Source organism: Methylobacterium sp. CM6246 (assembly GCF_054818005.1).
Genome location: NZ_JBTXKY010000001.1, coordinates 1,076,857 through 1,091,807, shown reverse-complemented (window position 1 = coordinate 1,091,807; position 14,951 = coordinate 1,076,857). Strand labels below are relative to the sequence as shown.

Annotated in this window: 12 protein-coding genes; 4 read left to right on the top strand and 8 right to left on the bottom strand. The window is 69.8% G+C overall.

The window, feature by feature from the left end:
* Positions 1 to 26 precede the first annotated feature (26 nt).
* Positions 27 to 1,280 (bottom strand): FAD binding domain-containing protein, encoded by a 1,254-nt coding sequence (locus ACYQPG_RS05545; RefSeq protein WP_461230465.1) that lies wholly within the window; start codon positions 1,278 to 1,280, stop codon positions 27 to 29.
* Between the two features lie 246 nt (positions 1,281 to 1,526).
* Here ACYQPG_RS05545 and ACYQPG_RS05540 point away from each other — a divergent pair, with 246 nt between their 5' ends.
* Positions 1,527 to 2,252: a TetR/AcrR family transcriptional regulator gene (locus ACYQPG_RS05540; protein WP_461230464.1), complete on the top strand. Its 726-nt coding sequence runs from the start codon at positions 1,527 to 1,529 to the stop codon at positions 2,250 to 2,252.
* A 36-nt stretch (positions 2,253 to 2,288) separates the two neighbouring features.
* On the opposite strand, the gene ACYQPG_RS05535 is transcribed toward ACYQPG_RS05540, so the two are convergent.
* The gene (locus ACYQPG_RS05535; protein ID WP_461230463.1) at positions 2,289 to 2,948 is read right to left on the bottom strand and encodes a helix-turn-helix domain-containing protein; all 660 of its coding nucleotides are present in this window, start codon (positions 2,946 to 2,948) and stop codon (positions 2,289 to 2,291) included.
* Positions 2,949 to 3,341: 393 nt separating this feature from the next.
* Entirely contained in the window at positions 3,342 to 4,109 is a 768-nt protein-coding gene (locus ACYQPG_RS05530) for a helix-turn-helix domain-containing protein (protein WP_419828899.1), read from the bottom strand.
* A gap of 233 nt (positions 4,110 to 4,342) precedes the next feature.
* Between ACYQPG_RS05530 and ACYQPG_RS05525 the strand changes: the two genes are divergently transcribed.
* From ACYQPG_RS05525 to ACYQPG_RS05515, 3 genes are all read left to right on the top strand, one after another.
* A complete protein-coding gene (locus tag ACYQPG_RS05525; protein ID WP_461230462.1) occupies positions 4,343 to 5,824 on the top strand; it encodes a sensor histidine kinase in 1,482 nt (493 codons plus the stop codon).
* A 7-nt stretch (positions 5,825 to 5,831) separates the two neighbouring features.
* Positions 5,832 to 6,212 carry a response regulator gene (locus ACYQPG_RS05520; protein WP_187193514.1) on the top strand — a complete coding sequence of 127 codons (381 nt, stop codon included), beginning with the start codon at positions 5,832 to 5,834 and terminating at the stop codon, positions 6,210 to 6,212.
* Between the two features lie 229 nt (positions 6,213 to 6,441).
* Positions 6,442 to 7,278, top strand: coding sequence for an alpha/beta fold hydrolase (locus ACYQPG_RS05515; RefSeq protein ID WP_461230461.1), 837 nt, complete (start codon positions 6,442 to 6,444; stop codon positions 7,276 to 7,278).
* Between the two features lie 102 nt (positions 7,279 to 7,380).
* On the opposite strand, the gene ACYQPG_RS05510 is transcribed toward ACYQPG_RS05515, so the two are convergent.
* The 5 genes from ACYQPG_RS05510 to ACYQPG_RS05490 form a co-directional block, all read right to left on the bottom strand.
* Positions 7,381 to 8,346: an alpha/beta fold hydrolase gene (locus tag ACYQPG_RS05510; protein WP_461230460.1), complete on the bottom strand. Its 966-nt coding sequence runs from the start codon at positions 8,344 to 8,346 to the stop codon at positions 7,381 to 7,383.
* A 297-nt stretch (positions 8,347 to 8,643) separates the two neighbouring features.
* Positions 8,644 to 9,891: an amidohydrolase family protein gene (locus ACYQPG_RS05505; protein ID WP_461230459.1), complete on the bottom strand. Its 1,248-nt coding sequence runs from the start codon at positions 9,889 to 9,891 to the stop codon at positions 8,644 to 8,646.
* A 58-nt stretch (positions 9,892 to 9,949) separates the two neighbouring features.
* Entirely contained in the window at positions 9,950 to 13,138 is a 3,189-nt protein-coding gene (locus ACYQPG_RS05500) for a helicase HerA domain-containing protein (protein ID WP_461230458.1), read from the bottom strand.
* Positions 13,135 to 13,830, bottom strand: coding sequence for a hypothetical protein (locus ACYQPG_RS05495; RefSeq protein WP_461230457.1), 696 nt, complete (start codon positions 13,828 to 13,830; stop codon positions 13,135 to 13,137). The genes ACYQPG_RS05500 and ACYQPG_RS05495 overlap by 4 nt, the downstream gene beginning before the upstream one ends.
* Positions 13,823 to 14,785 (bottom strand): endonuclease domain-containing protein, encoded by a 963-nt coding sequence (locus tag ACYQPG_RS05490; RefSeq protein WP_461230456.1) that lies wholly within the window; start codon positions 14,783 to 14,785, stop codon positions 13,823 to 13,825. Before ACYQPG_RS05490 ends, ACYQPG_RS05495 begins: the two co-directional genes overlap by 8 nt.
* Positions 14,786 to 14,951 lie beyond the last annotated feature (166 nt).

Below are 14,951 nucleotides of genomic sequence, written 5' to 3'. Positions count from 1 at the left end.
GCGTCCTCCTCTGCGGAAGCCTCGGATCAAGCCGCGATGCCGGTGGCGACGGCGGTCTCGGCCATCACGGCCTCCGGCCGGCGATGGCGCTCGGCCATGGCGCGCTCCTCCGGGGTGAGGATCTGGGCCTGCATGTAGGCGCCGAGTTCCCGGGCCCGGCGGATCACGGCGGCGCCGTAGCGGAGGCGGCTCGCCTCGAAGGCCGCCAGCGCCGCGTCGCGGTCATCCGGATGCGCCGCCAGCGCATCAACAAGGCTCTGCGCATCCGAGGCGGCCTTGGTAACGCCCATGCCCACATGCGGCCGGGCGACGAAGGCGGCATCGCCCAGGATGACGACCCGCCGGCCGAGCCGCATCCGGGGGGGTTCGAGGTCTTGGATCGCCTGGATGAACGGTTGCTCGGCCTTCTCGACGACCTCGGCGAATTGCGGCGCCAGGAGCCGGCGCGCGTCCGAGCGCATCGCCGCGACGATCTCGGGGCGGATCCGGCCCGGCGGTATCGACAGCGGATGGGCGACGCCGTCGCGATCGGTCAGCAGGTCGCGCAAGACGGTGTCCGCCGCGGCCGGGCGATACCAGACGAAGTTGTAGCGGCGGCGGCCGCGCGCCATCGCATTGTCGGCACCCGCCACCGGATAGCCCAGCATCTGCTCGCCGTCCGGCAACGCGAAGGCGAAGTGGTCGAGGAGCGCCTCACGCGTCTCCGGCGACACCGCGGCCTCATCCACGAGGCCGCGCCAGGCGATGTAGCCGACGTAGCTCGGGACAATCTCCGGTGAGAACTGCGCGCGCACCGCGGAGAAGATCCCGTCCGCTCCGATCAGCAGGTCCCCCGAGACCGAGGAGCCGTCCTCGAAATGGGCCGTGACGGTCCTGACGCCCTCCTCGACCCGCGCGAGGGTGCAGCCGTGATGGTAGCGCGCGGCGGGGAGCGCATCGCGGAGCAGCCCGTAGAGATGTCCCCAGGAGGTCAAGACCTGGGGAAGCGCCAGCGCGCCGACGATCGAGCCGTCCCGCGCCAGCACCCGCCGCCCGACCACCGACACGCCGACTTCGGCGGCCTGCCGATCGATCCCGGCGGCCTGGAGGATGCTGAACAGCTCGGCGTGGGTGACGATGCCGGCGCCGCGCCCGGACAGCTCGCTGCCAGCGCGCTCGAAGACGTCGACCTCCCAGCCGGCCCGCTGCAGGAGCAGGGCTGAGAAGAGACCCGCCATGGAGCCGCCGATCACGACAGCGTTGGGCCGCCTCCCGCGACGCCCGTTCCCGGTCGTTCCCATAACGCCCCCTCCCCTGATTGGGTGATCCGCCCGGCCCTCGGCGCGGCGCGTCCAATCCCGGTCGCTGATTATCGCTTGATCAATAATGAGACAGCCTCGGCTGCCTGTCAATGTTGTTTATCGTTCGATAAAGAATGTGGCGGTGCGCTGACTTTGATTGTGCGCGGCGGAGGCTCTGACAGCGGCGAGGACGGATCCGCCTCGTTTATCGTTTGATCATTCCGGCCCCTATGGTATCGAGGGCTCATGGCCCGTTCGCCCAAGCCGAAATCCGGCCCTGCTGGTCCGCTCACCGCCTCCCGCCCCCCCCAGAACCCTGCCGAGCGGGGCCAAACCGGGTCGCGCAGGCGGCTTTCGCCCATCGACCGTGAGAAGAGCATCGCCACGGCAGCCGTCGCGTTCTTCGCCGAGCGCGGCTTCGAAGGTCAGACGCGCGAACTCGCCACGATCCTGGGGATCACGCAGCCGCTGCTCTACCGCTATTTCCCGAGCAAGGAGGCTCTGATCGAGCGCGTCTACCAGGACGTCTTCGTGGGGCGCTGGGACCCGTTCTGGGAGGAGACGATCAAGGATCGAAGCGTCCCCTTGGAGACGCGGCTGACGAAGTTCTACATCAGTTACGCCAACGTCATCCTGACGCCGGAGTGGGTCCGGCTCTTCATGTTCGCGGGCTTGAAGAACCTGGATTTCAACGCCCGCTATCTGAATTTCCTGCGCGACCGCGTGTTCGAGAGCGTGGTCGAGGAATTGCGGACCCACTTCGATCGGCCGTCGATCAGGGATGTGCCGGCATCGAACATCGAGATCGAGATCGTCTGGTCCATCCATTCCTCGATATTCTACCTCGGCGTGCGGGAATTCATCTATCGCCTTCCGCCGGACGGGAACATCAAGGACATCATCCAGGCCAAGATCCAGACGCTCCTCGGGGGAGTCGCCACGGTGCTCCCGTCGGCCGAGCACGCGACCTGACGGCGGCGTCGCGGCGGGCGGGCGGACCGGAGCGGCTCAGCACGCGGCCGAGTCCCGTTCGATCGACCGGCGCCAGCGGCCCGGGCTCATGGCCTCCTCACGGGCGAAGACGCGGGTGAAATGACTCTGATCGGCGAAGCCGCAGGCCAGGGCGATGTCGGCCAACGACAGGTCTTGCGCGCGCATCAGGTCCTTGGCGCGGGCGAGGCGTTGCCGCACGAGCCAGGCATGGGGCGAGACTCCCGTGGAGCAGCGGAAGGCGCGGGCGAAATGGCTGGGTGACAGGCCGCAGGCCGCCGCGACCGACGGCAGGCTGAGCGATCGGGCGAGCGCATCGCGCATCCGATCCTGAGCGCGCTTGAGTTGCCAGGGCGCGAGACCGCCGCGTGCCGGCTCCGCCGCGTCTACGAAGGCCGCGTAGGTTGAAAGCAGGTGCGCCGCCAGCGCCCGGCCGAGTTGGTTGCGGAACACCGTCGCCCCGCGATCCGTTCGATCGACCGTTGCGCAGGCGCGCAGTGCCAGATCGCGGATCGTGGCATCGGTCAGGCGCCGGCCGCAGGCCTCCGTCAGCGCGTCGAGGGGGTTGGCCCGGCCGGAGCGAAAGCATGCGGCAATCTCCCCGAGCAGCGTGCTGTGGAGGGCGATATGAACGGCTCCTGGCAGGACAGCGATCGCGTGGGGTTGCCGCAGATCCACGAGTAGAACATCCCCGGGTTGTGGCCGTTCACGCTCCGCGGCCGGCCGATCCGTCGGCAAGACCTGCACGAGCAGGGCGTCGCAACGCGCGATGGAAGAGGGGACATCCGATGCCTCCACTCTGTGGGCCAGGATGTCGGCCCCGTCCGACCACGTCGCGGGCCAGTCCCGGGGCCGCCGAGGTGGACAATGGGACGGCGTGATTGCCCGCTCCCAGGCGCGCAGTGCGGACAAGCCGAGGCGCGTCTCCGATCGATCAGGGCGCGAGGGAGATGTATCGAGCATCGTAGTCTCTCCTGTTTCTGCAGGAAAAACACTATCTTTATTTAAACTGTAAAGTACTCATCGAGATTGCGGGACTTTTCTTCGATCTTGCTTTTCGAAATCCGACACCTAGCTGAAGAGCCTCCGATATTCGGACGGCGTGTGACCTTTGACGCGCTTGAACGCCGTTCCGAAGGCGGCCTGGCTCGAGAACCCGGAGCGCAGCGCGACGTCGAGGATCGGGGTCTTGCGGTCGGCCAGGAGCCGGCAGGCACACGCCAATCGCTCCCCGCTGACGTAGCCGTAGGGCGTCTGTCCCGTCACGCGCTTGAACATCCGGGCGAAGTGAAACGGGCTCAGGCACGCGACGGCGGCGAGCTCGTTGATCGAGAGATCGCGCTCGAGATTGTCGCGAATGAAGGCGATCGCGCGCTGAATCCGGTCGGGACAGGCGCCCTCCTCCGAGGTTGCGGCGGCCGCGTCCGGGCGATCGTGCCCGTAGGCCTGGGCGATCCGCGCGGTGAGGGTCAGCGCGGCGGTCTCCACCATCATCCGGCCCGCCGAACTCTCCGCCACGAGTTCACCGAGGATCGACAGGGCGATCTGGCGGATCAGCGGATCCTGGACGTCCGCGAGGTAGCGCACCGTATCGGCCCGGATGCGGGCATCGCCGTACAGGTCGGCCAGGGCTTTGAAGCGATCGACCGGCAGGTAGATGTGCAGGATCTCGGTGAGTGGCGCCGAGATGTTGATGTCGTCTTCACCGACACCCACCGGGCACAGCCAGATCGTCCCCGCCTCGACGGGCGTCTGCTGGCGCACGCCCGCGCCCTTCCGGCTCACCCGGGCACCGGGACTGCGCCGCGTCGCCAGAGTGATCTCCATCTGGGTCGGCACGATCGCCGGAAGGTCTCCGGACGGATGGGAGCGGAACTCGGCCGCGACGCCCGTCCAACCCCGCGCGTGGGACGAAGCGAGCAAACCTGCGTTCGGAAACTTGATGATGCCGTGCCGATACAAGTCCATAGCGGCAACATGCAATCCACGGTCGAATTGCGCCATTATACAGGCGTATCGGAGACGGGCTGGTGCAATCTCCCTAAGCTGGTGGACCCGGTTGGATGAGTGGCATGCGGCAGGTCTTCTCGCGCTGGCCGAGCCTGGCGCAGACGTCCCACCACCAGGTCACGGGCAATGACGACCTGCCGGCCTGGATGCGGGCACAGCCATTCCGCCCCACGCACATCGGCGCGGGAGACCTCGCCGCGGCGGGGCTGTCGGTCGGCATCCCGGTCGCCCTGGCCTTCCTGGCGGGCTCGACGGACGCGTCGTCGAGCGGCGTCCTGCCGATCCTCTGCGGGATCCTGGCGCTTCTCGCCGCGGCCGCCACCGCGGCCCATCTGATGGCGCTGCGGCGAGGCCGGCGGAGCGCCGACCGTGCCTTCGAGGCCATCTACGAGCGCTCGGGCATCTCGATCTGGCGCGAGGATTGGACTGCCGTGGCCGACGCCGTCGCGGCCCTGCGCCGGGACGGAATCGTCGACATCGAGTGCCATTTCGCCAGTCACCCCGATGAGCTCCGTGCCCTGCGGGCGAAGGTCATCATCACGGATGTGAACGCCTTCACCCTCGAGGAGACCGGCGCGGCGGCCAAGGACGCCTATCTCGGCTCCCTGGATCGCCTGCTGCCCGACACCGACCAGACCTTCGTGCAGTGGCTCGTCGCATTCGGCCGGGGCGACCGCTTCTTTCGCTCGGAAGCCCACATCCTGGGCGCCGATGGGCGCGAACGCGACGTGCTGTTCACGGCGACGCTGCCGCAGGAGCGCGCGGCGTTCGCCGACGTGATCGTCACGTCGCTGGACGTCACGGCGTTCAAGCGCGCCCAGGCCCATCTCGCGGCGGCCGACACGGAACTCGCCAGGACCTCGCGGATCACCACGGTCGGGGCGCTCAGCGCCTCCATCGCCCACGAGGTCAACTCGCCCCTGGCAGCCATCGTCGCCAACGCCCAGGCGGCCCTGCGCTGGCTGCGCCGCTCCGAGCCCGACGTGATCGAGGCCTCCCTCGCCCTCGACGACGTGGTGGCCGAGGCGACGCGCGCCCGCGATGTCGTGGCGCGGACGCGCTCGTATCTCAGCAACGCGCCGCGGATCGTCGCCCCGATCGACCTGGTCCAGGCCGCGCGGGACGCGAACCTCCTGGTCGAGCGCGAGATCCGCAACCACGGCGCCACGATCCATCTCGCCGCCGAGGAGGCGATCCCGCCCGTCCCGGCGGATCTGATCCAGATCCAGCAGATCTTCGTCAACCTGCTGGTCAACGCGGCCCAGGCCATGGCGGACGCCCCGGGCCGGAAGGACATCACCATCGCGATCCGCCGGGTTGCCGCCTCCGTGGTGGTCGAGGTGGTCGATACGGGTCCCGGCATCGAGCCCGAACGGCGTGCGCGGATCTTCGAACCGTTCCACTCCACCAAGGTTGGTGGCATGGGGATGGGTCTGGCCATCTGCCGGAACCTGATCGACGCGCATGGGGGCGACATCTGGGTCGATGCCGCCCCGACGGGGGGCGCCGCCTTCCACTTCATGCTGCCGCTCGCCCATGGCTGAACGTTCCGTGCGCAGTCCCGTCGTCGCCATCGTGGACGACGATCCCTCGATCCGCTCCGCCCTCGATCGTCTGACGCGCGCGCTGGGATACGAGGCCCTCGTGTTCGACGGCGTGGAGCCGCTGCTCGCCACCCTCGACGAGGCCAACATCGCGTTCGTGGTGACGGATGTGCAGATGCCGGGCTTGAGCGGCCTCGATCTCCTCCGGATCCTGGCGGGCCAGCGGCCGCATCTTCCCGTCATGGTGATGACGGCCTATCCGAGCGAGGCGACCCGCGAGCGGGCGCTCGCGCTCGGAGCCTTCGCGTATTACGCCAAGCCTTTCGAGGCGGACCAGTTCGAGCGCTGCCTGACCACCGTGCTCGGGTCCCGCCCGCTGTCACGTTAGGGGCGCGCCGCCGGGCTTGCCCGAGGCCGATCGGCTCGGCATCGCTGCCGTCCGGGACAACGCTCGGCACGAACCCGCGCGGCCCGTCGGGACGCGGGTCTGTTCGGCGCCGTGACGGCACAAGCGCGATGCTTTCGTACAAGCGGGCGTGGGCGCGGCGCCCTAGGAACCGTGCTCGGCCGTCCGGCGGAACGGCCGGAACGGAATTGGAAAAGGTACGGGGAACACCATGGCCACGGTTACGACCCGGGACGGCACCGAAATCGCCTACAAGGATTGGGGTCCGAAGGATGCCCAGCCGATCATGTTCCATCACGGCTGGCCGCTCTCGTCGGACGATTGGGACGCGCAGATGCTGTTCTTCGTGGGGAACGGCTATCGCGTCGTGGCCCATGACCGCCGCGGTCACGGCCGCTCGGCGCAAGTCTCGGACGGCCATGACATGGACCACTACGCGGCCGATGCCGCCGCCGTGGTGGAGCATCTCGATCTCCGGAACGCCATCCATATCGGCCATTCCACGGGCGGCGGCGAGGTCGCCCGCTATGTCGCCAGGTTCGGCCAGCCGCAGGAGCGGGTCGCCAAGGCGGTCCTGGTGAGCGCCGTCCCACCACTGATGCTCAGGACCGAGGCCAATCCGGAGGGGTTGCCCCGCGACGTGTTCGACGGATTCCGCAAGGCGCTCGCCGAAAACCGCGCCCAGTTCTTCCTCGATGTCCCGGCCGGTCCGTTCTACGGTTTCAACCGCGACGGTGCGAAAACCCTTCCGGGTGTCATCCAGAACTGGTGGCGGCAGGGGATGATGGGCAGCGCCAAAGCCCATTATGAGGGTATCAAAGCCTTCTCGGAGACCGATCAGACCGAAGATCTCAGGGCGATCACCGTACCGACCTTGGTGCTCCATGGCGAGGACGACCAGATCGTGCCGATCGCCGACGCGGCGCTGAAGGCGATCACGCTCCTGAAGAACGGAACACTGAAGACATATCCCGGATACCCGCACGGCATGCTGACGGTGCATGCGGATATCATCAATGCCGACATTCTCGCCTTTGTCAGACGCTGATCGTCGATAGCTCGGTGGCCTTGCCGACGCGGGCATCGCTTCGGGGTGCCCGAAGATGGCCCACGTCCAGCGTGGGCCCTCCTCTCGACGTGAGCCCTCCTCTCAACGTGGGGCCGACGACGGGAGAGGCGTTGTCTCGACGCGGCCGAGGAAGTCGCGGGTGAGCCGGGCGATCTCGTCCGTCGCCTCGTCCAGCGCGAAGTGCCCGGCATCGAGGATGTGCAGTTCCGCCTTCGGCACGTCGCGCAGGTAGGCCTCGGCGCCCGGCACGATGAAGGATGGGTCGTAGCGGCCCCACAGCACGAGCATCGGCAGCCGATGCTCCCGCATCCAGGCCTGCCAGGCCGGGTAGGACGCGACGTTCGTGCGGTAGTCGGCGAGCAGCGCCGCCTGGATCTCCCGCTCGCCCGGCCTCGCCAGGATGGCGTACTCGTCGGCCCAGGTGTCCGGGTTGTAGCGCTCGGGGTTGGGACTGGTGCCGAGGTGGCGCTGCTTGGCCCCTTCGAGCGACGTGAACGCGTCGATCTGCTCGGGATGAGCGGCGGGATCAGCCCAGTACCGGGCGATGCCCTGCCACTTGGCACCGAGGCCCTCCGCATAGGCGTTGGCGTTCTGAACGATGAGCGCGTCGACCCGTTCGGGATGAGCCAGCGCCATGCGGAAGCCGACCGGCCCGCCGTAATCCTGCAGGAACAGCGTGTACCGCTCTATGCCGAGCCGGGCGACCAAGCCTTCCATGGTCTTGGCGAGAGTGTCGAAGGTGTAGGTGTAACGGGCCGGCGACGGCGCGTCGCTCTGTCCGAAGCCCGGGTAGTCCGGGGCGATCAGATGGTAGCGGTCGGCGAGGAGCGGCAGCAGCGGGTCCCACTGCCGGGACGACGACGGATAGCCGTGCAGCAACAGGACCGTGGGCGCGTCGCGTGGCCCGGCCTCACGGTAGAAGATGCCGACGCCGTCGATCTCGACCCGATGGTAGGTCGTCGTGGCCGAGACTGAGGGAATCGGTTGCGCCGTGCCCTGCCCGAGGGCCAGGGCGGTCGTGGCGGCCAGGATGGTCTGCGTCGGCATGGTCCGAACTCCTTCGTCGGCGGAGGGCGTTACGGTCGAGCGCATCGACGGCGGCATGCGGGTGCGGGAGGATCCAGCCCTACAAGGAGGTTAGGACGCAAGGAGGTTAGGACGTCGGAGCCGCGGAGAGGAAGCCTGCGGTCCGTCTCCTCCGTCGCCCTGCCGGCTCGCCGCCGAGGCGGCGGCGTTCAGGATCTCGGCGGCGGACCGGACCGAACCCGCGCGCACGGCAGCGAGGACGTAGCGAAGGGCTCGGCGGTCTTGATGGGCGACACCGTGCCTGCGGCGCCCCCGCCGTCAAGCCGGCGACGGCGTCGTTCCGGCGACCGGGCCACGGCGGTCGATGGCGACCACCCCCTTCGCCAAAACCAGAACCGGTTCCTGGCGCTCGACGATGATCTGCGGCGCGCAGGCGGCGTCGAACGCGACGAGGTCGGCCCGCACGCCGGAGGCCACCGTCCCCGGGCCAAGCCCGGCCAACCGCGCCGGCACGGCGGTGACCGGATCGAGCAGAGCCGTGAGGTCCGCGTCGCTCCTGAGATCGAACCGGTACGCGGCGAGCAGGACGCGGTCGATCATGCCGGTGACCGTGGACGGGTTCCAGCAGTCGCGTACGTTGTCGGTGCCGAAGCAGACCGCGACGCCGAGGTCCCGCAGGCGCGGGATCGGCGGGCACCTGCGTGTGCCGGGCACGCTGCTCACCAGGGTGACGCCGGCTTCGCGCAGCGCCTCCGCGATCCTGCCGAGCCGCAGGTCGTCGGCATCCGCCAGGGCGAAGGCGTGGCTGATGGTGACCTGGCCGCCGAGCCCGGAGGCCTTCGTGCGCGCGACGATCGCGTCGATCTCGTCGAGGCCGGCCTCGCCGCCGTCGTGGAGATGGATGTCGATGCCGCGGCCGTGACGCTCGGCCAGTCCGAAGACGGTGTCGAGCGGCCCGTCCCGGTCCCCGTCGATGCCGACGGGATCGAGGCCGCCGACGAGGTCGGCCCCCATCCGCAGGGCTTCGTCCAGGTAGCCGGCGACCGGGGCGCAGCGGAGGATCCCGCTCTGCGGAAACGCGACGATCTGGATCTGCATGCGATCGGACCAGCGCGCGCGCAGGTCGAGGATCTGCGCGAGGTGGTCCAGCCGGGTCACGTCGTCGATGTCGACATGGGTCCGCAAGCTGGTGGTGCCGCCGCGGAGCATGCGTTCGAGGAGCGCCTCGGCGCCCTGACTCGCCAGCGGGATCCGGCGGGCCCGGCGGACGGCCTTCTCGTCCTCGATGATCGCGCGGACGGATCCCTGGGCCCGGTGCGGCCGCCAGTCCAGGCCGAGCATGCACTTGTCAAGATGCACATGGCTGTCCGACAGGCCGGGCAGCACCAGAGCGCCGCCAAGATCGATCTCCCGGCCTGCGGGCGGCAGGGGTCGGTCTGGGGCGTGGAGCGCGGCCACACGCTCACCCTGGATGTCGATGGTGACCTGGCCGCCCGCGATCGTCGTGGCGTGCAGCAGGCGCAGGTCGCAGGACGCACCTCCCGGCAGATCAGACCTCGCCGTCATCGTGAACCTTCTTCTCGGCGAGCCCGGTCGCAGCTACGCCGGCTCGGGACCTGTGGCGTCAGGAGGCGCGCGCCCGGGTGCCCGCCTCGATCGAGCGCTTGGCCTGACGGATGACCTCCTCCGGCGTCGGCGGGTTGGCCGGATGGTAGGACAGGCAGAGGGGTGTGCGCAGCTTGGCCGGCCGTCCAGAGCCCTCGGTGGCGAAGTAGAACTCCCCGGCCCCCAGCTTGCCGATGTCGGCGGCCGCGCCTCCGTTCGCCGCCAGGATCTCCTGGGCGGCCGCGATCGTCGCGGGCGCGCTCTGTCGCCCGAAGAACTGCGTGGTGCAGTTGGAGACGACCTGGTTGTGGATGCCGCGCGGCACCTGTGTCGCCACGATCATCCCGAGCCCATACTTGCGGCCCTGGGCCACGAGCTTGATGCCGCTTCCGAGACTGGGCGACGCCCTCTGGGCCGGCAGGAACGTCTGCGCCTCGTCGACGACGTAGAGCATGCCGCGCGGGGACGGGTTCTTCTTGATCCAGCCGAACAGCGTCATCTGGAGCCGGTTCACGAAATCCTCGCGGGCCGCGTCCGATGCGAGACCCGACAGGTTGATCACCGAGATGCGGGTGCGCGCCGGGTCGCGCCCGAAGAACAGGTGCCGCGGGTCGAGCACCGTGCCCTCCACCTTCAGGAGCGGGTTCGTCGCCACGGCGGCGTGGAGCTGGTCCGCCATGCCGAGCCCGAGCTTGGCGGCGTTGCCGATCTGGCTGATGCCGTCGGGTAAATCCGCGAGCAGGGCCATGAAGGCAGCGAGGTTGCCGCCGCCGCGCTCCGCGAAGCGGCGCAGCGAATCCGCCAGCACGCCGCGCTGGAGATTGGTCTTGGCCCCGGCCAGAGGCCCCAGAGTCTCGGCCGCCATCTCGATCGCCTGTTGGCGCTCATCCCGATCCTCGCCCAGGTCCGCGAAGTCGGGCAGGACGGAGAGGAACAGCGGGTTGCCGGCATGCACGCCCGGCGTCCACACCACCACCTCGACCCGCTCGGCGTAGAGCGCCGCCTTGCGATCGTCGTCCGGCGAGAACCCATGCGGCCGCTCGGGCCAGCGATCGCCAAGGCGCGAGAGATCGTTGTTGGGGTCGATGACGATGGCCGGAAGCCCCGCAAGCGCGGCCTCCTCCACGAGGCGGCGCAGGAGCACGGTCTTGCCGGAGCCGGAGCCCGCGATGATCGCGGTATGCCGGGGCAGAAGGCGCAGCGGCAGGCTCACGCCGGGCGCATCGGGCGTGAGCCGGTGCCCGACCGATATCGCATCCGCTTCGGCACCCGGCGCCGACGGTCCGGGATTGGGCCGATCCGGCCGAACTCCCCGTCCCGCCGGGGCGTGAGCCGCCGGGGGCGCAGCGGGTGCGTTCGCGACAGCGGCGCCCTCGCCGGCGGCTTGAGCTTGTCCCGGAGCTGAAGCGGCCTTCGCCGCATGGGCGAGGCCCGCATCCCGGAAGAACGCGGTGTTCACGAGCGGCTGCTCGGCACGGATCCAGCGCTCGAACCGATCGGACGCGCCCGCCTCCAGCGCCCGCGCGTGGAGGTCGCGCAGGGCGACGAAGACGCGCAGATCCGCGTCCGAGGGGTCGATCGACATGCCCCCGGCTGCCGTGAACGCGTCGACGAGCTGCTTCGTCTTGGCCCCGCCGGGCATGGGCCCGCGGCGGATCAGCAGCAATTCCCGGTCGGGGATTCGCGCCGAGATGCCGGAGGCCGTGAGCGCCGCCCGCAGACGGGCCTGGAACGCGATCGCGTTCTGGTGCTGGAGGGCCCGATAACAGACGTGCCGCTCCCGGTCGTTCTCATCCCGATGGATGTAGATCAGCCGTCCGTGCAGGGGCGGGATCCGCTGGTCGGGCTCGCCTTTGCTGGCGACGTCGAGGGTGTCGTCCGGATCGTCTTCCAGGGCGTAGAGGTCGAAGGTGTCGCGCAGCAGCTGGCCGAGCCAGGTATCCTCATCGCTGCGGATGCCCGCAATGTCGGCCTCCCGGCACGCGGCGGCGAGATCGAATCCGGCCTCCTCGGATGGGGCTTCCGGAGGTGGACCGGCCGTTCCGAGACTGTCGCAGACCGAGACGGCGCCCTCCGCGAGGCAGCGGCGTCGGAAGGCGTCGCAGCGCATCAGCAGCGTGCGGGGCATCATGCCGGCCGCCGCCGCGGCGGCGAGGGCGCGCTCGCTGAACGGCCAGGTCGGGAACGGGGGCACGTAGCCGGCCTCCGCGTAGGCCGGCTCGAGACGACCGGCCACGAGAGCGGCGGCGGCAGCCCGCTCGTTCATGCCCACGAGCCCCGTCGCCTCCGCGAAACGCTCCCGCATGGGCTTCAGGCCGCGTACCTCCAGCCGCTCCCAGGATTCCTGGAGGCAGGTCATCACCGTCATGCTGCGGTCGCAGACGATGTGGACCTCCAGGAGCCCCGCGGCGAGCACCTCGGCCAAGCCCGCCTCCGCGTCGATCCCATCCTCGGCCGCGAGACGGCCGGTCTCGATCACCCCGTCGATCTGGTCGACGGCGATGAGCGTCGGCCCACTCAGCGCCATGATCCAGCACATGCCGCGCACGAGCTCGACGGGAGCCGGCGGCGGCGTCTTGAAGCCCAGGGCCGCCCGCTCCGCCGGGTCGGCATCGTAGCCCTGCAGCCAGGCATGCGCGAGGCCGACGACGGCGAGATCCTGCGACCGCAGGAGACACAAGGCGCGGAAGACATCGAGGTGCTTGAGCGCCCGACCGGGATCGACGCTCATCAGCGCCCGGACCAGCACGTCGACGATCCGGCGGGCATCCATGTTCGGCGTGTTGAATGCGGCCTCGACCTGCGCCTCGACACGGAAGCGGCGTGCCACGCCGGCGAGCACGGCATCCGACTGCCGCCGCCCGTCCGGCATCGTCTGCAGCAGGGCGGTCACGAAGCTCAGGGCCGCGCTGCGCCAGAAATCCGTCAGCCCGAGGACGTCGAGGGGCACGAACCACGCGCCCGTGCGCCAGGCCTCGCGCCGGACCTGCCCGATGAGGTGGGTCTTACCGATTCCGGATTGGCCGACGAGCACCCGGCCCAGCGCCCGGTCGGCCGGCTGGCGCGCCTTGCCGTGCAGGTCGGCGACGATCTCCGGGACGAGCCGCTCGTTCGGGCCGCCGGTCGGCGCCGTATCGATCCAGATGCTGTCGAGCGTCCGCACCCAGTCGAAATCGATCGCGCGCAGGGCGTCGAGGGCATCGATCATGATTGAATCCAGAGGATGTGGAACGGCTCGCCGGCCGGGCTGAACGCCGCCTCGCGCTCGGCGGCATCCAGCGATTTGGGGTCGCTGAACTGGCTCAGCCGCGCCGTCCGATCGTTGCGCAGGATGGCCGCGAGGCCCGCATCGACGGTCGCGCGGTCGAGGTCCTCGAGATGGGCGCGCAGGGCACTCAGGCGCACGGCCTTGGCCCGCGCCCCGCCCGTCAGCGCGAGGTAGGCGGCGTCGATGCGCGCCCGGAGCTGCTTGGGTCCGAGCTGCTTGGGTCCGAGCTTCTTAGGTCCGCGTTTCTTCGGCCCCTCGGCCGTCGATCTACTCGCACGTGGGGCAGGCGCCGCCGGTGCCGGCTCGTCGGGGGCGCTCCCGACGAGGTCGGCGAGGGGCCGACCCGTTCTGGCGAGATCGACATGAATGCGCTCCAGCCAGTCCTGCAGCACCCGGAAGGTTGGCGGCAGGGGCTCGCGCATGTGCTCGCCCGCCCAGTTCCAGCCCTTGTCCGTGACGGTCAGGCGCAGGGAGCGCCCCTGCCGCTCTGCCTCGAGGTAGCGCCCCGCGATCAGGGCCTCCCGGTCCGCTTTGTCGATGCGCGGCGCGAGTGTGCTCTGCAGCGCGCTTCCACAGCGGCCGAGGAGGCACCACAGGATCAGCGCCTGCTTCGGCGTCGGCATCTCACGCATCGATTCGCCCTTCCTGCGCACCGCGTCGCAGGCGGACGACGGCTCGAATCTTCTCGATCGCGAGGGGAAGGTCGGTCGCGACCTGATCGTTGGTCAAGCGCAGCACGAGGTAGCCAGCCGTGAGGAGCTCGTAGTCCCGGTGACGATCGTTGCCGAACTTGGGCTCGGCCCGGTGCTCGGGGCCGTCGAGTTCGACGACGATGCGGTATGCGCGGCAGAGCAGGTCGACGCGGTGTCGTGCGCCCCAGGCCCCCACGGGCACGGGGGCATTGCAGACGAACAGGCCCCCGAGGTCGGCGTCCTGCGCCAGCGTCTCCGCGACGTGCCGCTCGATGGCGCTCGCGTGGTGTGCTCCGGCCGGCGCGATGAAGCGCTCGGCCGCCGCACGTTCCCTCCGTGCGAGTTCATGGGCGCCGTAGAGGATGCGGTCGTAGGGCGCGGCGCCGGATGGCTCCGCGGCGAGCACCGCCACCACCGTGGCCCCGTGCCGGACGCACCATTCCAGCGCCTCGATGGCCGGACGCGCCCGCGTCGCCGCCACCGGATCGACCTCCCAGACCAAAATGACGCCGGCGGGGTCGATCAACCGGGACAGGCGGCGGAGTTCGAGGTCGCGCCCCATCTTGCGGAAGCGCGGCGTCAGGCCGAGCCTGGCGCGCTTGGCGGCCGCCTTCAGCCACGGATCGGCGACGACCGGGGTGGGCGACGCATCACGGCCGTACCAATGCGGCCAGCTCTCCAGCGCCAGCTCGGCGAGATCGTCGAGAAGCCGGTCGATGAGCGCCGCGGCCGTGCGTCGGCCTCCGCTTGCGACCAGCAGCGCGCTGCGGTCTGTGCCATCTGAGATCAGCGTCCCCATGGCGGCGCTGTCGACGCCCAGGACGACCAGACGCTCGCCCTGCCCCAGGCCGGCAAGCCTCCGCGCCAGGTCGTCTGGCGTGAGCTGCGGCCTCACCGCAGCGACGGGATGGAGAGGCGATAGCAAACTGCGACCGTGCTGCCCGCTTGCTGCCGGCGCCGAGGCGTCCTGCAGCCGTTCGTCGGACCTATTCAGCACAGCTGCCCGGCCCTGGCTACAGACCCCGCATCTTCAGGTTGTCGCATCCTGCGGGACGCGCCTG

Coding starts and splice junctions, on each gene's coding strand:
- ACYQPG_RS05505 (WP_461230459.1), bottom strand. CDS start 9,891: ATGACGGCGAGGTCTGATCTGCCGGGAGGTGCGTCCTGCGACCTGCGC.
- ACYQPG_RS05500 (WP_461230458.1), bottom strand. CDS start 13,138: ATGATCGATGCCCTCGACGCCCTGCGCGCGATCGATTTCGACTGGGTG.
- ACYQPG_RS05545 (WP_461230465.1), bottom strand. CDS start 1,280: ATGGGAACGACCGGGAACGGGCGTCGCGGGAGGCGGCCCAACGCTGTC.
- ACYQPG_RS05495 (WP_461230457.1), bottom strand. CDS start 13,830: ATGCGTGAGATGCCGACGCCGAAGCAGGCGCTGATCCTGTGGTGCCTC.
- ACYQPG_RS05515 (WP_461230461.1), top strand. CDS start 6,442: ATGGCCACGGTTACGACCCGGGACGGCACCGAAATCGCCTACAAGGAT.
- ACYQPG_RS05510 (WP_461230460.1), bottom strand. CDS start 8,346: ATGCCGACGCAGACCATCCTGGCCGCCACGACCGCCCTGGCCCTCGGG.
- ACYQPG_RS05525 (WP_461230462.1), top strand. CDS start 4,343: ATGCGGCAGGTCTTCTCGCGCTGGCCGAGCCTGGCGCAGACGTCCCAC.
- ACYQPG_RS05540 (WP_461230464.1), top strand. CDS start 1,527: ATGGCCCGTTCGCCCAAGCCGAAATCCGGCCCTGCTGGTCCGCTCACC.